26 protein-coding genes are annotated in these 22,814 nt (G+C 66.5%); 10 read left to right on the top strand and 16 right to left on the bottom strand.

The features are described 5' to 3' along the window. Positions 1-215: 215 nt before the first annotated feature. The 7 genes from gatB to AB5K84_RS20740 all read right to left on the bottom strand — a co-directional run bounded on the left by gatB (position 216) and on the right by AB5K84_RS20740 (position 6,126). Complete coding sequence (gatB, locus tag AB5K84_RS20770; protein WP_011087847.1) at positions 216-1,694, bottom strand: Asp-tRNA(Asn)/Glu-tRNA(Gln) amidotransferase subunit GatB; 1,479 nt, start codon at positions 1,692-1,694, stop codon at positions 216-218. Beyond that, positions 1,691-1,993 (bottom strand): hypothetical protein, encoded by a 303-nt coding sequence (locus AB5K84_RS20765; protein WP_011087848.1) that lies wholly within the window; start codon positions 1,991-1,993, stop codon positions 1,691-1,693. Before AB5K84_RS20765 ends, gatB begins: the two co-directional genes overlap by 4 nt. Continuing rightward, positions 1,984-3,459: an Asp-tRNA(Asn)/Glu-tRNA(Gln) amidotransferase subunit GatA gene (gene gatA, locus AB5K84_RS20760; RefSeq protein ID WP_028171596.1), complete on the bottom strand. Its 1,476-nt coding sequence runs from the start codon at positions 3,457-3,459 to the stop codon at positions 1,984-1,986. Before gatA ends, AB5K84_RS20765 begins: the two co-directional genes overlap by 10 nt. Beyond that, positions 3,456-3,668, bottom strand: coding sequence for a hypothetical protein (locus tag AB5K84_RS20755; protein ID WP_027547180.1), 213 nt, complete (start codon positions 3,666-3,668; stop codon positions 3,456-3,458). Before AB5K84_RS20755 ends, gatA begins: the two co-directional genes overlap by 4 nt. A gap of 18 nt (positions 3,669-3,686) precedes the next feature. Continuing rightward, positions 3,687-3,974: an Asp-tRNA(Asn)/Glu-tRNA(Gln) amidotransferase subunit GatC gene (gene gatC / locus AB5K84_RS20750; protein ID WP_011087850.1), complete on the bottom strand. Its 288-nt coding sequence runs from the start codon at positions 3,972-3,974 to the stop codon at positions 3,687-3,689. 77 nt (positions 3,975-4,051) lie between these two features. Next, complete coding sequence (locus AB5K84_RS20745; protein WP_011087851.1) at positions 4,052-5,128, bottom strand: NAD(P)H-dependent flavin oxidoreductase; 1,077 nt, start codon at positions 5,126-5,128, stop codon at positions 4,052-4,054. 17 nt (positions 5,129-5,145) lie between these two features. Further along, positions 5,146-6,126, bottom strand: a complete 981-nt coding sequence (locus tag AB5K84_RS20740) for an NAD(P)H-dependent flavin oxidoreductase (RefSeq protein ID WP_011087852.1) — start codon at positions 6,124-6,126, stop codon at positions 5,146-5,148. A gap of 97 nt (positions 6,127-6,223) precedes the next feature. Between AB5K84_RS20740 and AB5K84_RS20735 the strand changes: the two genes are divergently transcribed. Then, positions 6,224-7,114, top strand: a complete 891-nt coding sequence (locus AB5K84_RS20735; protein WP_011087853.1) for a LysR family transcriptional regulator — start codon at positions 6,224-6,226, stop codon at positions 7,112-7,114. On the opposite strand, the gene AB5K84_RS20730 is transcribed toward AB5K84_RS20735, so the two are convergent. Then, entirely contained in the window at positions 7,101-7,316 is a 216-nt protein-coding gene (locus tag AB5K84_RS20730) for a hypothetical protein (protein WP_028171592.1), read from the bottom strand. The genes AB5K84_RS20735 and AB5K84_RS20730 overlap by 14 nt on opposite strands. A gap of 46 nt (positions 7,317-7,362) precedes the next feature. On the opposite strand from AB5K84_RS20730, the gene ruvX reads away from it, so the two are divergent. Next, positions 7,363-7,848, top strand: a complete 486-nt coding sequence (gene ruvX / locus AB5K84_RS20725) for a Holliday junction resolvase RuvX (RefSeq protein ID WP_028171591.1) — start codon at positions 7,363-7,365, stop codon at positions 7,846-7,848. Between the two features lie 5 nt (positions 7,849-7,853). Beyond that, entirely contained in the window at positions 7,854-8,777 is a 924-nt protein-coding gene (locus tag AB5K84_RS20720; protein ID WP_011087855.1) for an AEC family transporter, read from the top strand. Between the two features lie 167 nt (positions 8,778-8,944). On the opposite strand, the gene AB5K84_RS20715 is transcribed toward AB5K84_RS20720, so the two are convergent. The 3 genes from AB5K84_RS20715 to AB5K84_RS20705 all read right to left on the bottom strand — a co-directional run bounded on the left by AB5K84_RS20715 (position 8,945) and on the right by AB5K84_RS20705 (position 12,282). Then, positions 8,945-9,715 (bottom strand): CPBP family intramembrane glutamic endopeptidase, encoded by a 771-nt coding sequence (locus tag AB5K84_RS20715; protein ID WP_011087856.1) that lies wholly within the window; start codon positions 9,713-9,715, stop codon positions 8,945-8,947. 144 nt (positions 9,716-9,859) lie between these two features. Further along, positions 9,860-11,503, bottom strand: coding sequence for an acyl-CoA dehydrogenase family protein (locus AB5K84_RS20710; protein WP_011087857.1), 1,644 nt, complete (start codon positions 11,501-11,503; stop codon positions 9,860-9,862). A gap of 20 nt (positions 11,504-11,523) precedes the next feature. Continuing rightward, on the bottom strand, positions 11,524-12,282 hold the full coding sequence (locus AB5K84_RS20705) for a M15 family metallopeptidase (protein WP_038966371.1): 759 nt from the start codon (positions 12,280-12,282) through the stop codon (positions 11,524-11,526). A gap of 203 nt (positions 12,283-12,485) precedes the next feature. Between AB5K84_RS20705 and AB5K84_RS20700 the strand changes: the two genes are divergently transcribed. The 4 genes from AB5K84_RS20700 (at position 12,486) to AB5K84_RS20685 (ending at position 16,865) form a co-directional block, all read left to right on the top strand. Continuing rightward, a complete protein-coding gene (locus AB5K84_RS20700) occupies positions 12,486-13,433 on the top strand; it encodes an aspartate carbamoyltransferase catalytic subunit (RefSeq protein ID WP_011087859.1) in 948 nt (315 codons plus the stop codon). A gap of 5 nt (positions 13,434-13,438) precedes the next feature. Then, positions 13,439-14,740, top strand: coding sequence for a dihydroorotase (locus tag AB5K84_RS20695; RefSeq protein ID WP_028171586.1), 1,302 nt, complete (start codon positions 13,439-13,441; stop codon positions 14,738-14,740). A 104-nt stretch (positions 14,741-14,844) separates the two neighbouring features. Continuing rightward, positions 14,845-15,441 carry a glycerol-3-phosphate 1-O-acyltransferase PlsY gene (gene plsY, locus AB5K84_RS20690; protein ID WP_011087861.1) on the top strand — a complete coding sequence of 199 codons (597 nt, stop codon included), beginning with the start codon at positions 14,845-14,847 and terminating at the stop codon, positions 15,439-15,441. Positions 15,442-15,653: 212 nt separating this feature from the next. Continuing rightward, complete coding sequence (locus AB5K84_RS20685) at positions 15,654-16,865, top strand: patatin-like phospholipase family protein (RefSeq protein WP_038966362.1); 1,212 nt, start codon at positions 15,654-15,656, stop codon at positions 16,863-16,865. Here the strand turns inward: AB5K84_RS20685 and AB5K84_RS20680 are convergent. Then, positions 16,857-18,101 (bottom strand): amidase, encoded by a 1,245-nt coding sequence (locus tag AB5K84_RS20680; protein ID WP_011087863.1) that lies wholly within the window; start codon positions 18,099-18,101, stop codon positions 16,857-16,859. The two genes, AB5K84_RS20685 and AB5K84_RS20680, sit on opposite strands and share 9 nt — an antisense overlap. Positions 18,102-18,191: 90 nt before the next feature. On the opposite strand from AB5K84_RS20680, the gene dprA reads away from it, so the two are divergent. Next, positions 18,192-19,334: a DNA-processing protein DprA gene (dprA, locus tag AB5K84_RS20675; RefSeq protein ID WP_011087864.1), complete on the top strand. Its 1,143-nt coding sequence runs from the start codon at positions 18,192-18,194 to the stop codon at positions 19,332-19,334. On the opposite strand, the gene AB5K84_RS20670 is transcribed toward dprA, so the two are convergent. Next, positions 19,331-19,753 (bottom strand): winged helix-turn-helix transcriptional regulator, encoded by a 423-nt coding sequence (locus tag AB5K84_RS20670; protein WP_011087865.1) that lies wholly within the window; start codon positions 19,751-19,753, stop codon positions 19,331-19,333. The genes dprA and AB5K84_RS20670 overlap by 4 nt on opposite strands. Positions 19,754-19,836: 83 nt before the next feature. On the opposite strand from AB5K84_RS20670, the gene AB5K84_RS20665 reads away from it, so the two are divergent. Further along, on the top strand, positions 19,837-20,445 hold the full coding sequence (locus tag AB5K84_RS20665; protein ID WP_011087866.1) for an FMN-dependent NADH-azoreductase: 609 nt from the start codon (positions 19,837-19,839) through the stop codon (positions 20,443-20,445). 61 nt (positions 20,446-20,506) lie between these two features. Here AB5K84_RS20665 and AB5K84_RS20660 read toward each other — a convergent pair whose 3' ends face one another. Then, a complete protein-coding gene (locus AB5K84_RS20660; protein WP_011087867.1) occupies positions 20,507-20,689 on the bottom strand; it encodes a hypothetical protein in 183 nt (60 codons plus the stop codon). 176 nt (positions 20,690-20,865) lie between these two features. Continuing rightward, positions 20,866-21,639: an SDR family oxidoreductase gene (locus AB5K84_RS20655; RefSeq protein ID WP_038966372.1), complete on the bottom strand. Its 774-nt coding sequence runs from the start codon at positions 21,637-21,639 to the stop codon at positions 20,866-20,868. A gap of 121 nt (positions 21,640-21,760) precedes the next feature. Here AB5K84_RS20655 and AB5K84_RS20650 point away from each other — a divergent pair, with 121 nt between their 5' ends. Further along, positions 21,761-22,231: a winged helix-turn-helix transcriptional regulator gene (locus tag AB5K84_RS20650; RefSeq protein WP_011087869.1), complete on the top strand. Its 471-nt coding sequence runs from the start codon at positions 21,761-21,763 to the stop codon at positions 22,229-22,231. A gap of 161 nt (positions 22,232-22,392) precedes the next feature. On the opposite strand, the gene AB5K84_RS20645 is transcribed toward AB5K84_RS20650, so the two are convergent. Next, positions 22,393-22,632 (bottom strand): hypothetical protein, encoded by a 240-nt coding sequence (locus tag AB5K84_RS20645; RefSeq protein ID WP_028171576.1) that lies wholly within the window; start codon positions 22,630-22,632, stop codon positions 22,393-22,395. Positions 22,633-22,814 lie beyond the last annotated feature (182 nt).

The raw sequence follows: 22,814 nt of genomic DNA, 5'->3' as shown, positions 1-22,814 counted from the left end.
TTTTTGGCAACGAAAATATTTTCATGCTTAACGGCGCGAGCGCTCGTCGGAGCCCGTGCAAGCCGCCGTTTTGCGCGAATCGCGTGACGGCGATTCGGTCGCCGCATCGCAGTCGTCGGGATGAAGATTGCCGCCGAGGACGCGCGCGAGCGTCGCATCGCGAACCCATAGCGAGGTGACGAAACATGTCCGTCACCTCGTCCGAACGCGTGAGGCTAGATGCCGAGCTTGGACTTGAGCAGCTCGTTGACGCTTTGCGGGTTGGCCTTGCCGCCTGACGCCTTCATCACCTGGCCGACGAACCAGCCGAGCGACTGCGGCTTGTCCTTGACCTGCGCGGCCTTGTCGGGATTGGCCGCGATGATGTCGTCGACCACCTTCTCGATCGCCGAGAGGTCGGTGACCTGCTTCATGCCGCGGCTTTCGACCAGTGCGCGGGGATCGCCGCCCTCCTGCCAGACGATCTCGAACAGATCCTTGGCGATCTTGCCGGAGATCGTGCCCTCGCCGATCAGATCGATGATCGCAGCCAGCTGCTCGGCGGTGACGGGAGAGCCCGTAATATCCCGGCCTTCCTTGTTGAGACGGCCGAACAGCTCGTTGATTACCCAGTTCGCCGCCATCTTGCCGTCGCGCGCGCGGTCGCCGAGCTTGTCGAGCACGGTCTCGTAGAACACCGCGCTCTCGCGCTCGGCGACCAGCACGCTCGCGTCGTAAGCTGACAGGCCGAAATCGGCGACGAAGCGCGTCTTCTTCTGGTCCGGCAGCTCGGGCAGCTTCGCCTTCAGCTCGTCGACGAACTCCTGGCTGAACTCCAGCGGCAGCAGGTCGGGATCGGGGAAGTAGCGGTAGTCGTGCGCCTCTTCCTTCGACCGCATCGACCGCGTCTCGCCCTTGTCGGGGTCGAACCGGCGCGTCTCTTGCTCGATCTGCCCACCGTCCTCGAGGATCTCGATCTGGCGCCGCGCTTCATACTCGATCGCCTGGCCGATGAAGTTGATCGAGTTCATGTTCTTGATTTCGCAGCGGGTGCCGAGCGGCCCGCCGGGCTTGCGCACGGAGACGTTGACGTCGGCGCGCAGATTTCCCTTCTCCATGTCGCCGTCACAGGTGCCGAGGTAGCGCATGATCGAGCGCAGCTTGGTGACATAGGCCTTGGCCTGCTCGGCGTCGCGGATGTCCGGTTTTGAGACAATCTCCATCAGCGCCACGCCACAGCGGTTGAAGTCGATGAGGGACAGCGACGGCGACTGGTCGTGCAGCATTTTGCCGGGATCCTGCTCGATATGCAGGCGCTCGATGCCGACGGTGACACTGCGGCCGCCGTCGAGCTCGACCAGCACCTCGCCTTCGCCCACCACCGGCGACTTGTACTGGCTGATCTGGTAGCCCTGCGGCAGGTCCGGATAGAAATAGTTTTTGCGATCGAACACCGAACGCAGATTGATCTTTGCGTTGAGACCAAGCCCGGTCCGGACAGCCTGCCTGACGCATTCCTCGTTGATGACGGGCAGCATGCCCGGCATCGCAACATCGACCAGCGACACGTGGCTGTTCGGCTCGCCGCCGAACGCGGTGGACGCGCCCGAGAACAGCTTTGAGTTCGACGTCACCTGGGCGTGGATCTCCATGCCGATGACCATCTCCCAATCGCCGGTGGCGCCTTTGAGAAGCTTGTGCGTGGCCGTGCTCATGTCTTGCTCCCGAGCAGCGTGACAGCGATCCGCTGCCACTCCGCTTCCAATGAATCCTTTGCCGCGACCTGTCCGGCCTGGCGATACCAGTAGCCGGCATTGCCGAGATCGCCTTCGACGCGGTGCAGATAGGCGTGCACCCAGGCCGCCTCGCGGCTGCTCTCGTCCTGAACGATCTTGTGCGCCCGGTCCCAGTCGCCCTTGGCGGCCCACCAGAGACCTGTGAGCGGCGCGTTCAGGTCCGGCGCCGGCGCCGCGCCGTCGAGGCTCGCGATGAACGCTGCGACATTCACCACCACCTCGCGGGCGTGAAGCGGCCGGCGGCCTGCTCGATCACTTCGCCGAGCGAGAACAGCGTCTCCTCGTCGAAGGGACGGCCGATCAGTTGCAGGCCGAGCGGCAGGCCCTGTGCGTCCTTGCCGGCGGGCACGGCGATGCCGGGCAGCCCCGCCATGTTCACCGTCACCGTGAAGATGTCGTTGAGATACATCTCGACCGGGTCGGCGCCGCCCTTCTCGCCGATGCCGAAGGCCGCCGACGGCGTCGCAGGCGTCAGGATCGCGTTGACGCCCTTGGCGAAGCAATCCTCGAAATCCTTCTTGATCAGCGTGCGGACCTTCTGGGCGCGCAGATAATAGGCATCGTAATAGCCGGCCGAGAGCACATAGGTGCCGATCATGACGCGGCGGCGCACCTCCGCGCCAAAACCTTCGGCGCGGGTGTTCTCGTACAGCTCGATGATGTTCTTGCCCTGCTCGCGCAGGCCGTAGCGCACGCCGTCATAGCGCGCGAGGTTGGAGGACGCCTCCGCCGGCGCCACGATGTAATAGGCCGGCAGCGCGTACTTCGTGTGCGGCAGCGACACCTCGACGAGCTCGGCGCCGGCGGCCTTGAGCCACGCCGCGCCCTCGCTCCACAGCTTCTCGATCTCGGCCGGCATGCCGTCGAGACGGTACTCCTTGGGGATGCCGATCCTGATGCCCTTCACGGACTTGCCGATCGCGGCCTCATAGTCCGGCACGGGAATATCGACGGACGTCGTGTCCTTCGGATCGTGGCCGGCCATCGAGCGCAGCAGCATCGCGCTGTCGCGCACGCTGCGCGCGATCGGACCTGCCTGGTCGAGCGAGGAGGCAAAGGCGACGATGCCCCAGCGCGAGCAGCGGCCATAGGTCGGCTTGATGCCGACGGTCGCGGTGAACGCCGCCGGCTGGCGGATCGAGCCGCCGGTGTCGGTCGCGGTCGCGCCCATGCACAGCAGCGCCGCCACGGCCGAGGCCGAGCCGCCGGACGAGCCGCCCGGCACCAGCGTGGTGTTGGAGCCTTCACGCCGCCAGGGATTGCCGACGGGACCGAAGCACGAGGTCTCGTTCGCCGAGCCCATCGCGAACTCGTCATTGTTGAGCTTGCCGAGCATCACCGCGCCGTCGCGCCAGAGCTGCGAGGTCACGGTGGACTCGTAGGTTGGCACGAAATTGCCGAGGATCTTCGAGCAGGCCGTGGTGCGCACGCCCTTGGTCGCGAACAGGTCCTTGATGCCGAGCGGGATGCCGGCGAGCGGGCCGGCATCGCCCTTGGCGATCTTGCCATCCGCCTCGCGCGCCATATCGCGCGCGCGGTCCGGCGTCTCCATCACGAAGGCATTGAGCACGCGCGCGGCTTCGATCGCGGACAGATGCGCGTCGGTCAGCTCGAGTGACGTGAAAGTCTTGGCCGCGAGACCCTTACGGGCCTCGGCGAGCGTCAGCGATGTCAAATCGGTCATTTATTGATCGGGCTGCAGAAGAATGGAGACAGGGTCTTGTCGTTGGCCGGGTCGTCTTTCTTGGCGGCCGCTTTCGCAGCCGCCTCGATCTCGTCGAGCACGGCATTGACGGCGACATTGGGGTCGGCAGCCTTGCCCTGCCGCTCCATCTTGTCGAGATAGTTCATATAGGCCTGGTAGGCCTTCTCATCGTCGCAAAGCAGGCACATCGGACCACGTCCTAAAAATTACTCGACGACCTTCGGCACCAGGAAGAAGTGGCCTTCGGTCGCGGGCGCGTTGGCAACGATATCGTCCGCGATCTCGCCGTCATTGACCACGTCCTGCCGCTTCTTCATCTGCATCGGGGTGACCGAGGTCATGGCCTCCACGCCCTCGACATTGACCTCCGAGAGCTGCTCGACGAAGGCGAGCATGGCGTTGAGCTCGCCCTGCAGATGCGGAACCTCGCCCTCGGAAACCGCGATGCGCGCCAGATGCGCGATGCGGCGGACGGTAGCGGCGTCGACGGACATTATATAAGGCCTCTCACGGCAAAACCTATGTGCCGTATAGCAGAGGCCGGTTTTGCGCCGCAACCGGGGCTTCCCGCCTATCCAGCGAGCGCCTTCATGCGGGCCAGGGCCGATTTGGCCAGATCCCGGGTCAATTCGGCGGCAGGGAGCTCACGGCCGAGGGCGATGGCCTGGCCGGCCCAGAGATTGGTGAAATCCACCCTGCCCTGCTTTTCGGCGGCGGCCTTGAGCGGCCCCAGCGCGGTCGCCGCATGGGGAAACGGCGGTGCATCCGGCGAGATCGGCCCGGCCTCGCGCATCAGGCGGTTCTGCACCCCGCGCGCCGGCCGGCCGGTCATGACATTGGTGATGACGGTGGAATCGTCCCGCCCCTCGGCCAGCGCAGCGCGGCCCGCCGCACTCACCTTGGATTCCGGGCAACGCAGATAGGCGCTGCCGATCTGCACGCCGGAGGCGCCGAGCGCGAAGGCGGCGGCGATGCCGCGCCCGTCGGCGATGCCACCAGCCGCGATGACCGGCACCTTCACGGCATCGGCGACCTGCGGCACCAGCGCGAAGGTGCCGGGCTGCTCGGCGATCTTGTCGGTCAGGAACATGCCGCGATGGCCGCCGGCCTCGGCGCCTTGCGCGATCACGGCGTCGGCGCCGTGCCGCTCGAGCCAGACGGCTTCCTTCACCGTCGTGGCGGACGAGATGACGAGAGAGCCGGCCGCCTTGACGCGCTTGAGCAGCTCCTGCTCCGGCAGGCCGAAATGGAAGCTGACGACGTCCGGCTTCAGCTCCTCGACGACTTCGCAAAAGGCCGCATCGAACGGAGCCCGGTTCGCGGCGCTAATGGGCGCCGCCGGATCGAGGCCATGCTCCCGGTAGTAACCGGCGAGCCGCTGCTTCCAGCGCGCTTCGGCCTCCGGCGTGAGATCGACCGGCGTGTGACAGAAGAAGTTCATGTTGACCGGCGCCTTCACGCGCTGGCGGATGAGACCAACCTGTTCGCGCGCCTTCTCCGCCGATAGCATCGCGCAGGGCAGCGACCCCAGCGCCCCGCCTTGCGCGGCGGCGATCACCAGCTCCGCATCCATCACGCCGGCCATCGGCGCCAGCACGATCGGGAATTCGGTCTTGAAGAGGTCGATCAGTCGACGGTCAGGCCACATGGTGTGTCTCTCTCAGTTCAGGCGACGGACGCGACGGAGTTACGCCGTCCGGCAAGCGACTGCTCCGCCTCGGTCGCAATCCGCTCGACGATCTCGGCCGCCGGCGGAATATCATGGATCAGTCCGACCGCCTCGCCCGCGATCACGGCGGCGACATCGAAATTGTCGGCCGCTTTCGCCACCGCATAGTCCGCCGCGACTGCGGCGACATTCTGCATCATCTCGACCTCGCGGCCGATCCAGCGCCTGGCGTGGTCGTTGAGCAGACACCTTCCCGTGAAGGGCGCCGGCCAGACATTGTTGCGCGACAGGTCGAAGATGATGCCGCGCACGGTCGAGCCGCTGCTCGCCGCGCAAATGCGCCGCTTGGCCTCCTCGGCGCCGTCGGCTTCCTGGCTCGCATAGAAGCGCGTGCCGAGCAGCACGCCGCTCGCGCCCAGCATCATCATGGCGGCGAGACCGCGCCCATCTGCGATGCCGCCGGCCGCGACGACGGGCACGCGGCCCGCGGCGAGATCGACCACGGCGGGCACGAGATCGACGGTCGTCCGTGACGCGCCGTGACCGCCCGCCTCCGTGCCCTGCGCGATCAGGATATCGGCGCCGGCATCGAGCGCCTGCCGCGCCATCGCCTCGTCCTGCACCTGGCAGATCAGGCGCGCGCCCGCGGATCTGATCTTCGGTACGAACGGCGCAGGATCGCCGAAGGACAGCATGATCGCCGACGGCTTTGCGGCGACCGCGATGTCGAGCAGCTCGGGCCGCTTGGCGAGGCTCCAGGTGATGAAGCCGATCCCGAACGGCGCACGCAGACCGGAGAGCTTCGCGGTCTCCCGCTCCAGCCACGCCCGCTCGCCATAGCCGCCGCCCAGAATGCCGAAGCCTCCCGCGCGGCTAACAGCCGCCACCAGACGGCTGCCCGCGACGACATCCATCGGCGCCAGCAGGATGGGATGCCTGATCTCCAGCAAGCTCGTCAGCGGCGTCGCAATGGGCATGGCTTCTCCCCGATCTGGACAGTGAGACTAAGCGCGACTAGCATTCTCGAAAAATGAATTGTTGCGAACGCTGCCATCACAAAAGCGAAACGACGCCATGGAACTCAGCGATATCCAGACCTTCGCCGCCGTCGCGCGTACCGGCGGTATCACTCGCGCCGCCGAGGAGCTCAACACGGTGCAATCAAACGTCACCCAGCGCGTGAAGGCGCTGGAGGCGGAGATCGGCACGCCGCTGTTCGAGCGCCACAGCCGCGGCATGACGCTGACCGGCGCCGGCAAACGCCTCCTGCCCTACGCGCAACGGATGGCCGCGCTATCGCGCGAGGCCGTGCTCGCCGCACGCGACGATGGCGAGCCGAAAGGGCCGCTGGCGATCGGTTCGATGGAAACGACAGCCGCCGTGCGTCTGCCGCCGCTGCTGGCCGATTTCCACCGCCGCTTCCCGGCCGTGCGCCTCTCCTTGCGCACGGCAACAACGGCCGACCTCGTTGCTGGCGTGCTCGAAGGCACGCTCGACGGCGCCTTCGTCGCAGGTCCCATCGCGCATGCCGACCTCACGGCGACGAGCGCCTTCCGCGAAGAGCTGGTGCTGGTCAGCGCGCGGCGCTGGAGCTCGCTAGCCGAGCTGCGTGCCGGCACGCCGGAATCCGGTCCAACGGCGCTGGTGTTCCGCACCGGCTGCACCTATCGCCAGCGGCTCGAGCAGATCTTCGTCGAGTTCGGCTGGCCGTCGGCCGCACGGTTTGAGCTCGGCACGCTCGACGGCATGATCGGCTGCGTCGCCGCCGACATGGGCGTGACGCTGCTCCCGCGCGCCGTGGTCGAGCGCAGCGCGATGAACGGCAGCGTGTCGATCCACCCGCTGAGCGCCTCGCACGCGCGCGTCGAGACACTCTTCATCCAGCGCAGTGCCGGACATCAGTACAGCGCGCTGCAAGGCTTTGCCGCCTGCCTGAAGAAGGACGACGACGTCATCGCGGCCTGAGATACCAGCGCCGGAGCGCCACCACGGCCCAGATCGCCTCGACCAGCCCGAACGGCCAGGCGCCCTGCAGGAAGCCGTAGGCCGAGCCGAGCGCGCAGGACATCGCGAACAGCAGCACGAACCAGTGGCTGCGGTCCTCCATCGCATAGCAGACCAGCATCGCGGTGACGGCAAACAGGCCGAATAGTGTCAGCGCATCCATGTTCCGGGTTCACTCCACGGCGTGACGCGTGATATGCGCTGATGCCATGCCGGCTCTTATCCTGCCCCTGGTCGATGCTGCAACCCACTGGCCCGAACGCGGCGGGCTGGTTGGCCTTGATCTGGGCACCAAGACGATCGGCGTCGCCGTGTCGAACCCGGACCGGCGGTTGGCGACCGGCGTCGAGACCATTCAGCGCAAGGCGTTCAAGCAGGACGCCGCCCGGCTGCTCGCGATCGCCGCTGAGCGCAAGGTCGTCGGCTTCGTGCTTGGCCTGCCCATCAACATGGACGGCAGCGAGGGCCCGCGCGCGCAATCGACCCGCGCCTTCGCCCGCAACCTCGCCAATCTCACCACGCTCCCCATCGGCCTCTGGGACGAGCGCCTCTCGACCGCAGCGGTCGAACGCGAGCTGATCGGCATGGATGTCAGCCGCGCCAAACGCGCCGAGGTGATCGACGAGCACGCCGCGATCTTCATCCTGCAAGGGGCGCTCGACCGCCTCGCGAACTTGCGCACCGGAAACGGCTGACCCCCATGGCCGTCGTGATCGCGGCGCTGCTGCCGGTCTTCATCCTCATCGTGCTCGGCGTCGTGCTGAAGCGCAGCCTGATGCGGCTGGACACGCAATGGCACGGGCTGGAGCGGCTGACCTATTTCGTGCTGTTTCCGATGCTGCTGATCCAGACGCTGGTGAAGGCCGACCTTTCCAAGGTGCCGGTCGCCGGCGTCGGCGGCGCGCTCTTGCTGTCGGCGCTGGCGATGTCGCTGCTGTGCCTCGCGCTGCGCCCGGCCCTGTCGCGGCTCGAGATTGACGGGCCGGCCTTCACCTCGATCTTCCAGGGCGCGACGCGCTGGCAGACCTATGTGGCGCTCTCCGTCTCCGCCAACATGTTCGGCGATGTCGGGCTGGCGCTGGCTTCGGTCGCGATGGTCGCGATCATCCCGCTGGTCAACGTGTTCAGCGTCGCCGTGCTCGCGCACTATGCATCGCCGGAGAAACAGTCCGCCCGCGCGATCGTCATGACGGTGATCCGAAATCCCCTGATCTGGGCCTGCGCAATCGGGCTCTTCATCAACGTCGTCCACCTGCCGCTGCCGAAGATCTGGCATGAGGTTGCGGACGCGCTGAGCCGGTCATCCCTGGCGATCGGCCTGCTCGTGACCGGTGCGGGCCTGCATCTCGAAGGCCTCCTGCGTCCCAGCCTGAGCGCGACGATCGGCGTCGCCTTCAAGCTGGTCCTGATGCCCGTGCTCGCGCTGGGGCTTGCGGCCTGGTTCGGGCTATCGGGCAACAGTCTGGCAATCGTCGCGATCTGCGCGGCGGTGCCGACCTCACCCAGCGCCTATGTGCTGGCCCGGCAGATGGGTGGCGATGCGCCGCTGCTGGCGCAGATCATCACGCTGCAGACCATCCTGGCGGCCATCACGATGCCGGTTGCGATCGCGCTGGTGGCCTGAAACTCGTCGTTGTGGGCGCCTCCCTCTCCCCATCATTGCGAGGAGCTCGCGACAAGATTGCGAAGCAATTTTGCGCTGATGCGACGAAGCAATCCAGAATCCCTCCGCGGAAAGATTCCGGATTGCTTCGCTTGCGCTCGCAATGACGGAATGTGGGGCAACCGCCGTCAGCCCCCCAGCCACATCGTCAGCACCACCGCCGTCATGTTGTTCAGCGCGTGCAGCACGATCGTGAGCCAAAGCGAATTGGCGCGATAGCGCATGTAGCCGAACCACAGGCCGATGGTGAAGACCTCGGCGAGGAAGTACAGGTCGTATTGCAGATGCACGACCGTCCACACCAGCGACGACAGGATGATCGCGCCGGGCACGCGCAGGAAGCTCGCCGACCAGCCGCGAAAGAGGAAGCCGCGCGCCAGCACCTCTTCCGACATCGGCGCCGCCACGCTGAAGGCGATCAGCAGCAACAGGGCCGCGCCCTTGTCACGGCCCGATTTCAACAGATCGGTCATGAAGCCCGGCGTCGCCTCGCGGCCGAGGCTCCGCGACACCGTCTCCCAGGCCAGCACCAGCAGGATGAGACCGACCGCGCCGAACAGGAGCTGCATCCAGGACGGCCAGCGCAGCGCGAGATAGTCGACGAAGGAGGCCTTCTTGATACGGATGGCGAGCCACACCGCGAGGAGTGTCGCCGGCAGGCCCATGATGACCGACAGCGCGAGCGCCGCCGGCTCGCGGCCGACCGACTGGATCGAGGCCATGTCGATCGGAAGGCCGCGCAGCGCGGCCAGCAGCAGGATCGCCCCGACCTGGCCGACGAACATCGCGACGAAGATGAGAAGGCCCCACAGCGCCGTACCGAGGAACCTCCAGACGCGCGGCGCGTGATCCGCGGGCGTCATGGTCAGTGGCGGATGCTCGGGATTGAGGGAATCCATCAGGAGGCTTTCGTTGAGATTGCCGTCATTCCGGGGCGCCCGAAGGGCGAACCCGGAATCTCGAGATTCTCAGGTGCGCAAGGGCGCACCGTAGTTCGATGCTTCGCATCGCCCCGGAATGACGGCAAAAAAGAAGCAAAAAGCTCACGGCAGCGCCCTCTCCAGCAGCGCGCGCACGTCGCCGCTCTCCAGCTCGACCGCGCCGTACATGCTGGCGTGGGTTGTGGCGAGGCGCGTGGCCGCGAACAGTTCAGCATGACGCGGCGACACGCCGTTCAGCGCGGCGGCCGCGGCAAGCAGCGCCAGCTTCTCGACCGCGAGCCGCGCGACGCGCTCGCCGTCGGCGCGGCGGAAGGTCTTGCCGATGAACGCGACCGCCTCGCCTGCGCCCGGCAAACCCTTGGTCTCGGCGGCAAGCGATTGCAGCACCGCCATCGCCGCCTCCGGCTCGCGCGACAGTGCGCGCAGCACGTCGAGGCACATCACGTTGCCCGAGCCTTCCCAGATCGCGTTGACCGGCGACTCCCGATAGTGGCGTGCCAGGATGCCGTCCTCGACATAGCCGTTGCCGCCGAGGCACTCCATCGCCTCGTAGAGGAAGCTAGGCGCGCTCTTGCAGGTCCAGTATTTGATCGCGGGCGTCAGCAGCCGCATATAGGCGGCCTCCGCCGCATCGTGCGGGGTGCGGTCGAAGGCGCGGCAGAGCCGCATCACCAGGGCGACGCTCGCCTCCACATGCAGCGCCATGTCCGACAGCACCGCCTGCATCAAGGGCTGATCGGCGAGATGCTTCTGGAACACGCTGCGGTGACGCGCATGATGCAGCGCATGCGCGAGCCCCGAGCGCATCAGGCCGGTGGAGGCGATCGCGCAATCCTGCCGCGTCAGCTGCACCATCTGGATGATGGTGCGGATGCCCTTGCCCGCCTCGCCGACCGCTTGCGCATATGCGCCGGCGAACTCGACCTCGGACGACGCATTGGAGCGGTTGCCGAGCTTGTCCTTCAAGCGCTGGAACTGGATCGCGTTGACGGACCCGTCGGGCGCAAAGCGCGGCATGAAGAAGCAGGTCAGCCCCTCGTCGGCCTGCGCCAGCACCAGGAACGCGTCGCACATCGGCGCCGACATGAACCATTTGTGGCCGGTGATGCGATAGGCGTCGCCGTCACGCACCGCGCGCGTCATGTTGGCGCGCACATCGGTGCCACCCTGCTTCTCGGTCATGCCGATGCCGAGCGTCATGCCGCGCTTGCCCCACCACGGCGCAAACGTCGGGTCGTAGCTCTTCGTCGCCAGCACCGGCATCACGCGCGCCAGCAGATCCGGCTGCGTCGCCAGCGCGGCGACGGAGGCGCGCGTCATCGTGATTGGACAGAGATGGCCGGTCTCGACCTGCGAGGCGATGTAGAATTTTGCGGCGCGGATGACCTCGGCGGCATCGCCCGCCGGCTTCCCGTCCGCCGTCCAGGTCGAATTGTGCACGCCGGCATGCGCGCTGTGCGCCATCAGCTCGTGATAGGCGGGATGAAACTCGACCTGGTCGCGGCGATTGCCCTTGGCGTCGAAGGTGCGCAGCTTGGGCGTGTTCTCATTCGCCACGCGCCCGCGATCGGCCATCGCGGCAGAGCCCCAGTGCTTGCCGAATTCGGACAGCTCCCGCTCCGCCTTAGCGCCGCCATTGGCCTTGACCGCCTCGACCAGCGGCCGGTCCACGGCGAACAGATCGACATCCCAAAACAGCGGCGACTGGTTGAAGACCTCGTGGGTTGCGAAGCTGGGCTGAGTCATCTTGTTTCCCCGGCGCGGAATCAGTTCCGCCGCGGCTGGATCGGGAAATCATAGGCCGCCCCGCCTGCCCCCGGCAGCGAAAAATGCCACCACTCCTTCGAATAGTTCACAAAGCCTTGCTTGGCCATCGCAGCCATCAGCCGCTTGCGCCAGGCGCGCTGGTCCGGCGTAATCGACGGTGCTGCGGTATGGCCCTTCGTATCCGTGCAGTCGTAGCCGGTGCCCATGTCCACGCTGCCCTCCGGCGGCCGCGCCTCGACCGACGCCGTGCAGTCGGCATAGGTTTTCGACGGGTCGTATTTGCCGGAATTGTCGGCCTTGAGATCGACCAAGGTGAGATCGAGCGCCGCCCCCGTCGAATGCTGCGAGCGGCTCGCGATGTAGCCGAGGCGAAACAGCTCGGTCTTGGCAATCCTGGGATTGTAGCGCCGCTCGGCGGCGGTCTCGCGGCCGTTCTGCGACCACGCGACCATATCGAGCGAGGCCCGCGCCGGCCGGTAGCAGTCGAACATCTTGAGCGACAGGTTCTGTGCGGCGAGGTCCTGCTGGACCGCCTTCAACCGCAGCCCCACCTCCCGCTTCACCACGCACTCGCCGGCGCCGTAGCCGGCGAGCGGACGGCCGACGAAATTGTTCGATGTGGCGTAGCGGATGTCCTGGATGATGCCGGGATCGATGTCGCGCAAATAGACGAAGCCGCCGGGGAGCGATTGGGCGTGGGCGGACGAGATTGAAGCGATCGCTAAAAGTGCGATCAAAATTGATTTGGCTGAGCGCATCCAAACTTCCCTGTCATTCCGGGGCGATGCGACAGGACCGCGAAGCGCGGCCTGGAGCATCGAACCCGGAATCTCGAGATTCCGGGTCTGGCGCTTGCGCGCCATCCCGGAATGACGGTGTACCAGACTCCTCAGGGGATAACTCCCCGCCCCGGCATTGGCCCTTGCCCCCCCAGCCATCCCCGCCTATAGCTCTCGTTTTAATGACATCGAAATCGACCTTCGTCCTCGGCCACCGGCATTTGCTGGGCATCGAGGGCCTTTCCGCGGCCGACATCACCGGCCTCCTCGACCTGTCCGAAGAATATGTCGAGCTCAACCGCCAGGTTGACAAGAAGCGCACCGTCCTGCGTGGACGGACGCAGGTGAACCTCTTCTTCGAGGCCTCCACCCGGACCCAATCCTCGTTCGAGCTCGCCGGCAAACGGCTTGGCGCCGACGTCATGAACATGTCGGTGTCTTCCTCGTCCATCAAGAAGGGCGAGACGCTGGTCGACACCGCGATGACGCTCAATGCCATGCACCCGGACATCCTGGTGGTCCGGCATCACGCGTCAGGCGCGGTGGAACTGCTGGCCCGCAAGGTTGACGGTTCCGTGATCAATGCCGGCGACGGCGCGCACGAGCATCCGACGCAGGCGCTGCTCGACGCCCTGACCATCCGCCGCAACAAGGGCCGGATCGAGGGCCTCGTCGTCGCGATCTGCGGCGACGTGCTGCATTCGCGTGTGGCCCGTTCCAACATCATCCTGCTCAACACCATGGGTGCCCGCGTCCGCGTCGTCGGCCCCTCCACGCTGCTGCCGCCCGGCATCGAGCGGATGGGCGTCGAGGTTGCGCGCGACATGCGCGAGGGGCTCAACGGCGCCGACATCGTCATGATGCTGCGGCTCCAGCGCGAGCGCATGAACGGCTCCTTCGTGCCGTCGACCTCCGAATATTTCAACTATTTCGGGCTGGACCAGAAAAAGCTTGGCTATGCCAAGCCAGACGCTCTCGTCATGCATCCCGGCCCGATGAACCGCGGCGTCGAGATCGACACCGCGGTCGCCGACGGCGCGCAATCGCTGATCCGCGAACAGGTCGAGATGGGCGTGGCGGTGCGCATGGCCGTGCTCGAAGCGCTCGCCCGCAACTTGCCGAACGCGTGATGCTCATGCTGACTGACCGCCGTCCCATCCTGCTCGCCAACGCCCGCGTCGTCGATCCCTCCAGGGATTTCGACGGCCCCGGCGATGTCCTGATTGCCGACGGCATCATCCGCGAGACCCGCCGCGGCATCGGCGCTGCCGGCGTCCCCGAGGGCACCGACGTCGTCAACTGCGCCGGCAAAATCGTGGCCCCGGGCCTGATCGACATGAAAGCTTTCGTCGGCGAACCCGGCTTCAGCCATCGCGAGACCTTCGCGTCCGCGAGCCAGGCGGCCGCGACCGGCGGCATCACCACCATCATCTGCCAGCCCGATACGGAGCCCGTCATCGACAATTCGGCGACGGTGGACTTCGTGATGCGCCGCGCCCGCGACACCGCGATCGTCAACATCCAGCCGATGGCGGCGCTGACCAAGGGGATGCGCGGCGAGGAGATGACCGAGTTCGGCCTGTTGAAGGCCGCGGGCGCCATCGCCTTCAGCGACGGCGACAGGAGCGTCACCAACGCCCAAGTGATGCGCCGGGCCCTGACTTACGCGCGCGATTTCGACGCGCTGATCGTGCATCACACCGAAGATCCCGATCTCGTCGGCGAAGGCGTGATGAACGAGGGCGAGTTCGCCTCGCGGCTCGGCCTGATGGGCATTCCGAACGCAGCGGAAGCCGTGATGCTGGAACGCGACATGCGCCTCGTCGCGCTGACCGGTGGCCGCTATCACGCCGCCTCGCTGTCCTGCATCGACTCGCTCGACATCCTCAAGCGCGCCCGCGACGCCGGGCTCGCCGTCAGCGCCTCGGTCTCGATCAACCATCTTGCGCTGAACGAGAACGATATCGGGCCCTACCGGTCGTTCCTGAAGCTGTCGCCGCCGCTGCGCACCGAGGACGACCGCCGCGCGCTGGTCGCAGCCGTCGCCTCCGGCCTCATCGACGTCATCATGTCCGACCACAATCCGCAGGACGTCGAGGTCAAGCGCCTGCCGTTCGCGGAAGCAGCTCCCGGCGCCGTGGGGCTCGAGACCATGCTGCCCGCCGGCCTGCGGCTGATGCACAATGGCGAGCTGGACCTGAAGACGCTGATCCAGGCGATGTCGACCCGGCCGGCCGAGATTCTGGGCCTGCCCGGTGGAACCCTGCGCGCAGGCAGCCCGGCGGATGTGATCGTGATCGACCCCGACGTCCCCTGGGTGGTCGATCCCGCCGAGCTCAAATCGCCCTGCAAGAACACCCCGTTCGACGAAGCCCGCTTTACAGGCCGCGTGGTGCGCACCATTGTCGGTGGACGGACGGTCTTCGAGCATGTCTAGGGTGACGGTTTTGGGTGTCGCCCTGCACCGCGACAGCGGATCGGGACAGGATCATGCGTGGCGTCGCAGTTCAGCATGGCGATGCGGTCAAGGGATTTGCAGCCATGGGTCTTGAAGCATTTTTGCCGGTGGCGCTCGTCATCGGCTACCTCCTCGGCTCGATTCCGTTCGGGCTGGTCCTGACCAGGCTCGCCGGCACGCAAGATATCCGCTCGATCGGCTCCGGCAGCATCGGCGCCACCAACGTGCTGCGCACCGGACGCAAGAGCCTTGCTGCGGGCACCCTCTTGCTCGATGCGCTGAAGGGCACCGTGGCGGTCGTGATCGCCGGCTACATCGCCGGCCCCAATGCTGCGATGGCGGCAGGCCTCGGCGCCTTCCTCGGCCATCTCTTCCCGGTCTGGCTCAAATTCAAGGGCGGCAAGGGTGTTGCGGTCTATATCGGCATCCTGCTCGGCCTGTTCTGGCCGGCCGCGGTGGTGTTCTGCCTGCTCTGGTTGGCGACCGCCTTCACCACGCGCTATTCCTCGCTCTCGGCGCTGGTGGCCTCCTTCATCACGCCGATGTTCCTGTGGTGGTTCGGCCACCTCGCTTTGTCTGCGCTGTTCGCCGTGCTGACGCTGCTGCTGTTCTACGCGCATCGCGAGAACATCAAGCGGCTGCAATCGGGCAAGGAAAGCCGGATCGGCGAGAAGGCCTAGAGCGTTTTCGAGCGAAGTGGATACCGGTTCGCGTCAAGAAAGCGCGTCAAAACAAAATCCAACGCCGGGAAAAAGTACGGATACCGCCGCGCTCCTTCCGCATTATACGCCAAATCCTGTTCGCAACTCGAAAGCCAATCGTGGCCAGAGTGGCGAACGAGTTCCATGCCTGTCATCCTGACAGCGCAAAAGGCGTTACGCGGTTGCTCAGAATGAGCGAGAAGATTGTCGGCGCGCATATCGACGGTGGTTCGCAGGGTGCGGCGCGCACTGCGGCGAGCCGACTGCTGTCCATGACGGACATCTGGTCCGATGCGCCCTCGCCGCCTCCTGTCCCCGAGCCGGCTCCCGTTGCACCGCCACCTGCGCCCGCCCCCGTGGCACAAATTGCCGCGCCCATCGAGGCCGTGACCGCGGCTGCACCTGTCGTGCGCGATCAGGTCCGCCCCGATCAATGGCCACCGCGAAGACTCTCGCTGGCGCTTCAGGGCGGCGGCACCTTTGCCGCCTTCACCTGGGGCGTGCTGGAGCGGCTCCTGGAAGAGCCCGATATCGAGATCGACACCATCAGCGGCGCCAGCGCCGGCGCCGTCAATGCGCTGCTGCTCGCTTGCGGCCTCGCTGAGGGCGGCCGTGAGGCTGCGCGCGCGCGGCTGAACCGGTTCTGGGTCCGCCTGATGCACGAGGCCTCGTTCCGCTCGCTGATGCTGGTCGGCGGCTTTTCGCCGGCGGGAAGCTCGGTCGCGTTCGGGCCGACGCTGCGCTCCGGCCAGTTCGATCCGTTCGATCTCGATCCGCTGCGGCAAGCGCTGTCGCGCGACATCAATTTCGCGGCGCTGCGCGCGGCGAAGTCGCCAAAGCTCCTGATCGCGGCGACGCGGATCCGCGACGGGCAGCAGCAGATCTTTCGCAACGACGCCATCACGACCGACGTCGCGCTGGCCTCCACCTGCCCGCCTTTGGTCCACTGCGCCGTCGAGATCGAGGGCGAAGCCTATTGGGACGGCGGCTTCGGCGGCAATCCGCCATTGCTGAAGCTGGCGCAGGAGACGGCGGCGACCGATATGCTGCTGGTCCAGCTCACCCCGTCCCGCGACAGCTACGTGCCGATCACGCTCGCCGCCATCGACCGCCGGCTCGACCAGATCACCGCAAACGCCGCGCTCAATGCCGAGGTTGCGGCGATCGCATGGGCGCAATCGCACGCCGCATGTTCGCTGCGGCTGTCCAGGATCGCGGCGGAAGACTCCGTTGAAGGCCTGGCGCAGCGTAGCTCGGCCGATCTCGGCCGCGGCTTCATCCGCCTGTTGCACCGGAGCGGCCGCGAGGCGGCCGAGCGATGGCTCGGGCAAGGTGCGATGATCAGTGCAGCTCCGCCTGCATCCGACCAGCGCACCGCTTCCGCAGAACCCGCGCTAGCCTGATTTCGCCAGCGCATCCTCCAGGAACCACGCCGTCGCAAGCGCATGTGCGTCGTTGCCGAAGCGCGCGATCACCTGCACGCCGATCGGCAGGCCACCGACCTTCAGCACCGGCACGTTGACGCAAGGATTGCCCATCAGCGTCCAGAGCCGGTTGTAGCGAGGGTCGCCGGTGCTCGCGAGAGCCTTGGCCGGCGCGGTGCCCGGCGCCGAATAGGTCAAGAGCACGTCGACGCCCTCGAACACTTCGCCAAGCTCGCGGCGGCCACGGCGGCCGATCCGGCGCGCCTCGTCATATTCCTTCGGCGTGAGCCCGACCGTCGCATCGAGACTGGCGCGCAGCATCGGCGCGATCTCGTCGTGATGCTCGGAAAACTCCCAGGCGAGCGCGCGATGCGCCTCGAAATCCTGGATGATGGGATGGATGCGCCAGGCCTCATGCACCGCCTCGGGCAGATCGATGGCCTGAACACTGGCCCCGGCCCGCTCGGCCGCCTTGATCGCGGCTTGCAGGCCCTGCTCGGCCGCCGGCTCGACAGCGCCGGCGAACTCCTGCCTGACCACGCCGATGCGCGGTGCCTTGGCCGGGACGATGCCGGAGAATTCGCTGCGGCCGGTCATCGCCAGCAGTCCGCGCGCGAGATCCTCCGCGCGCGCGCCGAACAGGCCGACCGTGTCGAGCGCCCACGAATAGCACTTCACGCCGACCGTCGGCAGCATGCGGAACGACGGCTTGATCGCGGCCGTCCCGCAATAGGCGGCGGGCCGGATCACCGAGCCGCCGGTCTGGGTGCCCAGCGCCAGCGGGATCATGCCGGCGCCGACCGCCGCCGCCGAGCCCGAGGACGAGCCGCCCGGGGAATGGCCGGTATTGTGCGGATTGAGCGTCGCCGTCGGATCGCGCGAGGCGAACGCCGTGGTGGTGGTCTTGCCGATGATGGTGGCCCCCGCCCGCTTCAGCATCATCACGACAGGCGCGTCGCTGCGCGGCTGCCAGCCGCGATAGATCTCCGAGCCCATCTCGGTCGGCATATTGGCCGTGTCGATGATGTCCTTGATGCCGACGGCGATACCGCGCAGCGGGCCGGAGGCTTGCGCTCTTGCCGACTTGTCGTGGCGGACGAAGGCATGGACCTCCTTCTCCCGCGCCTCGATCGCCGCGTGCGACTGGGCGATGGCTGCGTTAGGCGACAGCTCGCCCGTTTCGATGCGGCGCTGGAGGTCGGCGAGTGAGATCATGGCAATACCCTTCTTATTGGGATCGCTTTTAGCATTGCGCCGAGGTCGCGCAAGCGCACACCCCTGTTGCCCACGCCCTCAGGTTGTTCCATGTTACGCCTGCAAGGAGACGCCGTGGACGCCATCAACCCCAGCGTGGAGCTGACCGAGACCGAGCGGATCGACCGCCTGCGGCTGATCCGCTCCGACAATGTCGGGCCGCGCACCTTCCGCTCGCTGGTCGATCATTTCGGCAGCGCGCGTGCTGCGCTGGAGCGGTTGCCGGATCTGGCACGCCGCGGCGGCGCGGCGCGGTCGGGGCGCATCTGTAGCGCGGACGAGGCCAAGGCCGAGCTCGCCGCCAGCCGCAAATTCGGCATCGCCTGGCTCGCGCCCGGCGAGGACGGCTATCCGGCGCGGCTCTCGACGCTCGACGACGCCCCGCCGCTGCTCGCGGTACGCGGCGACACGACAACCTTGATGCGGCCGATGATCGCGATCGTCGGCTCGCGCAATGCCTCCGGCGCTGGGCTGAAATTTGCTGGTCAGCTCGCGCGTGAGCTTGGCGAAGCCGGCTTCATCATCATCTCAGGGCTCGCCCGCGGCGTCGACCAGGCCGCGCATCGCACCAGCGTCGAGAGCGGCACGATCGCCGTTCTCGCCGGCGGCCATGACTGCATCTATCCGCCCGAGCACGGCGATTTGCTCACGTCGATCCTCGATCACGCGGGCGCGGCGATCTCCGAGATGCCGCTCGGCCACGAGCCGCGCGCCCGCGACTTCCCCCGCCGCAACCGGCTGATCTCGGGCGCCTCGCTCGGCGTGGTCGTGGTGGAGGCCGCCCACCGCTCGGGCTCGCTGATCACCGCGCGCATGGCGGCCGAACAGGGCCGCGAGGTGTTCGCGGTGCCGGGCTCGCCGCTCGATCCGCGCGCCGCCGGCACCAATGATCTGATCAAGCAGGGCGCAACGCTCGTCACCGAAGCTGCCGACGTCATCAACGCTGTCGCACCGATCATGGAGCGGCCGCTGGTGATTCCTGCGCGCGAGCCCGACAGCGGGCCGTTCGAGAGCGATCCGCAGACGCACGACCGCGATCAGATCACCGGCCTGCTCGGCCCCGTGCCGATCGGCCTCGACGACCTCGTGCGGATGTCCGGTGCCTCGCCGGCGATCGTGCGCACCGTGCTGCTGGAGCTCGAGCTCGCCGGCCGGCTCGAACGCCACGGCGGCGGATTGGTGTCGCTGCTTTAGTTCTCGCCGCGCTTGTCGAACCGCGTACGTGCGGCCTCGATCTGCGCCAGATGCTCCATCGCCCACTTGCCGAGCGCCTCCACGGGCCGCGACAGGCCGCGGCCGAGATCGGTCAGCTCATAGTCCACGCGCGGCGGAATGGTCGGGAAGATCGTGCGCGTGACGAGGCCGTCGCGCTCCAGCCCGCGCAACGTCAAGGTCAGCATCCGCTGCGAGATGCCGTTGATCATGCGCTTCAGCTCGTTGAAGCGCTTCGGTCCGTCGCCGAGCATCATGATGACGAACACGCTCCATTTGTCGCCGACGCGGGACAGCACGGAGGCGACCCCGCGGCAGTCCGCATGGTTGGGATCGGGCCTTTGATCCGGCCTTGGCGAAGCAGGCAGATCGATGTGCGCAGGTTTCAAAGATGTGTCCATGGCTCAAAAAAGTGCGTTCTTGCGGGGATTTCGATGGTCACTCATGTAGTGCGGGTTACAAATCTATACCATGGGTGACCTCAATGAAACTCCTCCATATCGACTCCAGCGTGCTCGGCCCCCACTCCGTCAGCCGGCAGGTTTCCGCCGCCATCGTCGACCGTCTCCGCCAGGCGACGCCCTCACTCGAGGTCGTCTATCGCGATCTGACCCAGACCCCGCTCGCCCACCTCTCCGGCTCGCATCTGGCGGCCGCGCAAGGCGCGCCTGCGCCGGCGGAACTCGGACCCGACCTTGCCGCGAGCGCGGCCGTGCTGAACGAGTTCCTCGCTGCCGACGTGGTCGTGATCGGCGCGCCCATGTACAATTTCACCATCCCGAGCCAGCTCAAGGCCTGGATCGACCGCATCCTGGTGGCGGGGAAGACATTTCAATACGGCGCCAATGGACCTCAGGGCCTTGCCGGCGCAAAGCGCGTGATCGTGGCGATCTCGCGCGGCGGCTATTACGGCGCGGACATGCCGACTGCCGCTGGCGAGCATCTCGAAACCTATCTGCGCTGGGTGTTCGGCTTCATCGGCATCACCGATCCCGAGTTCATCTCCGCCGACGGCATCCAGGTCGGGCCGGATCATCGTGAGAAAGCGCTGGCCGGCGCACTTCAGGCGGCCACCAGCCTTCAGGCGGCGTGAGGCTCACGCCGACCGCAACAGCCGCTGCCGGATTCCGGCGGCGGCTGACAGATCGCACCGGCTAAAACCAGGCGCCCTGCATGCCCAGGATGACGGCCACGAGCGAAACGAACAGGCCGATGCCGGAGAAAACAGCCACCCCGATGAGCTCCGATTTGTCGGAGCGTCTGGCGGGAATGGCGGAGCGTTCGGTGAAAATGCGCGGTGTTGAAATCGACGAAAAAATACGAGCTGCCTTTGGCATGACGGGCTCCCTGAAAATGAGTCTTATGACCCCCTGCCCGTAAAAGGGTCTTGGCAGCTTGCGGCAAGGTTCAACCTGATCACGCAAGGTTCAGAAAATACATCCCGCGGGACGAGGGAACCGGCCGGCGCAACCGATGTGGCCGCGCCGACCGATTCAATTTGCACTTGATTTGATCAGCCACGATAGATCGGTGCGCCGCTCGGAGCGGCGACCGCGCCGCCATCGACGAAGATCTCCTGGCCTTGAATATGCGCGGAATCATCGGAGGCGAGGAACAGCACCGTCTTCGAGATGTGATCGGGTTCACCAATGCGGCCGAGCGGCGTCGACAGCGCGATGCGCTTCTCGAACGCCTTCTCGGCTTCAGGCGTTGCGATCGCAGCGCCCCAGATCGGCGTGCGGATCGCGCCCGGCGCGACGACGTTGACGCGGATGCCGCGCGGCGACAGCTCCGAGGCCATGATCCGCGCCATCGCCCGCACGCCGGCCTTCGCCGCGCCGTAAGCCGAATAGCCGGGAATGCCGAGCACCGAGATCACCGAGCCGTTGAGGATGATCGAGGCATTGTCGTTCAGATGGGGCAGCGCCGACTGAACCGTGAAGAACACGCCGGTGAGGTTCGTGCTGATCACCTTCTCAAAGACCTCCAGCGTCGCCGCACCGAGCGGCGTGCTGCCGGGAATACCGGCATTGGCGAACACGATGTCGAACTTGCCGAACTTCTCGGCGCCCTGCCTGATTGCAGCTTCGGTGGCCGCGATGTCGGTGGCATCGGCGACGACGGCAAGCGCGTTCGGGCCGAGCTCTTTCGCGGCAGCCGCCAGCGTTTCCTTGTTGCGCCCGGTGATCACCACCTTGGCACCCTCGGCCACGAACAGCTTTGCAGTCGCAAGGCCGATGCCGCCGTTGCCGCCCGTAATCAATGCCGTCTTGTTCTTCAGTCTCACGTTCGCCTCCAGTGGTTTCATAATGAAACTACGTTGCCATCTAGGGCATTTGGTTTTATGATGCAACCACACAAGCGCGTGATCGCCTCCGGAATCGGGCGAACGCGAAAGGACCAGGACGATGGTGAAACGAACCAGCTTCGAGGGCGATACCTGCCCGATCGCACGCTCGCTGGAGGCGATCGGCGACTGGTGGTCGCTCTTGATTATCCGCGAGGCGCTGTTCGGCCTGCGCCGCTTCGGCGAGTTTCAGAGCAAGCTCGGCATGGCGAAGAACATTCTGGCCGCGCGGCTGCGCGCGCTGGTCGATCACGACATTCTGGAGACCGCCCCCGCCTCCGACGGCAGCGCCTATTCTGAATATTTGCTGACGCTGAAGGGCCGCGGCACCTTCCCGATCCTGGTCGCGCTGCGGCAATGGAGCGAGGAATTCGACGACCACCCCGAGCAGATCGCGACCATCCTGGTCGATCGCGAGAAAGGCCGCCCGGTGCGCAAGCTGGAGCTGCGCGCGGAGGACGGGCGCCTGCTCAGCCAGGCGGACACGACAGTGAAGCCGCGACCGGCGCTGCGGCGGCGCGCAACAGGATGACATCGCGTACGATCTCTCCTCATGGTCGTCCCGGCGAAGGCCGGGACCCATAACCACAGGGAGCGGTTAGGCGAAGACTCGTGGTTCGGAATTGGCCCCCCGCTCAGATCGATAGACCTCGCGGTATGGGTCCCGGCCTTCGCCGGGACGACATGAGAACCTCACGACAGCTTGCGCTTGGTGCGCAGCCGCAGATGCTCGTCGGCCTCCAGCTGCGTCATGCCTAAGAGATAATGCAGCACGTCGAGCCTGTGGCGCTCGGCGAGCTTGCGCAACACCGCCACCTGCTCGGCGATGAAGGCAACCGCCTCATCGGCCCCGCCTTCCCCCGGTTCCTCGTGGCGCGAGCCTTCCCGCGCGCCTGATGCGGCGCGCGCCCGTTTCTTTCCTGGCCTAGTCACCAGACCCCACCCCGAATCCATGCCCCACGGGAACATTACGCCCACATCGACCGCAACTCCAAGGTGGTATTTTGCAACTTTCTCGATATGAAACTTTTCCCATCGCGGCGGCTTTCTACACCCCTCGATTTGACAGCGACGGCCTCACCACCCATGTTCGGTTCGAAACGGCCGACCCGAAT

It is taken from the genome of Bradyrhizobium sp. 1200_D9_N1_1, from assembly GCF_052075915.1.
GTDB classification, from domain to species: domain Bacteria; phylum Pseudomonadota; class Alphaproteobacteria; order Rhizobiales; family Xanthobacteraceae; genus Bradyrhizobium; species Bradyrhizobium diazoefficiens.
The sequence above is the reverse complement of the archived record's forward strand: the minus strand, read 5'-3'. Positions and strand labels throughout refer to the sequence as shown.

What these genes read in the sequence shown, in the direction of transcription:
- gatB (WP_011087847.1), bottom strand. Translation starts at nt 1,694, where the DNA reads ATGAGCACGGCCACGCACAAGCTTCTCAAAGGCGCCACCGGCGATTGG.
- gatA (WP_028171596.1), bottom strand. Translation starts at nt 3,459, where the DNA reads ATGACCGATTTGACATCGCTGACGCTCGCCGAGGCCCGTAAGGGTCTC.
- AB5K84_RS20755 (WP_027547180.1), bottom strand. Translation starts at nt 3,668, where the DNA reads ATGTGCCTGCTTTGCGACGATGAGAAGGCCTACCAGGCCTATATGAAC.
- gatC (WP_011087850.1), bottom strand. Translation starts at nt 3,974, where the DNA reads ATGTCCGTCGACGCCGCTACCGTCCGCCGCATCGCGCATCTGGCGCGC.
- AB5K84_RS20745 (WP_011087851.1), bottom strand. Translation starts at nt 5,128, where the DNA reads ATGTGGCCTGACCGTCGACTGATCGACCTCTTCAAGACCGAATTCCCG.
- AB5K84_RS20740 (WP_011087852.1), bottom strand. Translation starts at nt 6,126, where the DNA reads ATGCCCATTGCGACGCCGCTGACGAGCTTGCTGGAGATCAGGCATCCC.
- AB5K84_RS20735 (WP_011087853.1), top strand. Translation starts at nt 6,224, where the DNA reads ATGGAACTCAGCGATATCCAGACCTTCGCCGCCGTCGCGCGTACCGGC.
- AB5K84_RS20730 (WP_028171592.1), bottom strand. Translation starts at nt 7,316, where the DNA reads ATGGATGCGCTGACACTATTCGGCCTGTTTGCCGTCACCGCGATGCTG.
- ruvX (WP_028171591.1), top strand. Translation starts at nt 7,363, where the DNA reads ATGCCGGCTCTTATCCTGCCCCTGGTCGATGCTGCAACCCACTGGCCC.
- AB5K84_RS20720 (WP_011087855.1), top strand. Translation starts at nt 7,854, where the DNA reads ATGGCCGTCGTGATCGCGGCGCTGCTGCCGGTCTTCATCCTCATCGTG.
- AB5K84_RS20715 (WP_011087856.1), bottom strand. Translation starts at nt 9,715, where the DNA reads ATGGATTCCCTCAATCCCGAGCATCCGCCACTGACCATGACGCCCGCG.
- AB5K84_RS20710 (WP_011087857.1), bottom strand. Translation starts at nt 11,503, where the DNA reads ATGACTCAGCCCAGCTTCGCAACCCACGAGGTCTTCAACCAGTCGCCG.
- AB5K84_RS20705 (WP_038966371.1), bottom strand. Translation starts at nt 12,282, where the DNA reads ATGCGCTCAGCCAAATCAATTTTGATCGCACTTTTAGCGATCGCTTCA.
- AB5K84_RS20700 (WP_011087859.1), top strand. Translation starts at nt 12,486, where the DNA reads ATGACATCGAAATCGACCTTCGTCCTCGGCCACCGGCATTTGCTGGGC.
- AB5K84_RS20695 (WP_028171586.1), top strand. Translation starts at nt 13,439, where the DNA reads ATGCTGACTGACCGCCGTCCCATCCTGCTCGCCAACGCCCGCGTCGTC.
- plsY (WP_011087861.1), top strand. Translation starts at nt 14,845, where the DNA reads ATGGGTCTTGAAGCATTTTTGCCGGTGGCGCTCGTCATCGGCTACCTC.
- AB5K84_RS20685 (WP_038966362.1), top strand. Translation starts at nt 15,654, where the DNA reads ATGAGCGAGAAGATTGTCGGCGCGCATATCGACGGTGGTTCGCAGGGT.
- AB5K84_RS20680 (WP_011087863.1), bottom strand. Translation starts at nt 18,101, where the DNA reads ATGATCTCACTCGCCGACCTCCAGCGCCGCATCGAAACGGGCGAGCTG.
- dprA (WP_011087864.1), top strand. Translation starts at nt 18,192, where the DNA reads ATGTTACGCCTGCAAGGAGACGCCGTGGACGCCATCAACCCCAGCGTG.
- AB5K84_RS20670 (WP_011087865.1), bottom strand. Translation starts at nt 19,753, where the DNA reads ATGGACACATCTTTGAAACCTGCGCACATCGATCTGCCTGCTTCGCCA.
- AB5K84_RS20665 (WP_011087866.1), top strand. Translation starts at nt 19,837, where the DNA reads ATGAAACTCCTCCATATCGACTCCAGCGTGCTCGGCCCCCACTCCGTC.
- AB5K84_RS20660 (WP_011087867.1), bottom strand. Translation starts at nt 20,689, where the DNA reads ATGCCAAAGGCAGCTCGTATTTTTTCGTCGATTTCAACACCGCGCATT.
- AB5K84_RS20650 (WP_011087869.1), top strand. Translation starts at nt 21,761, where the DNA reads ATGGTGAAACGAACCAGCTTCGAGGGCGATACCTGCCCGATCGCACGC.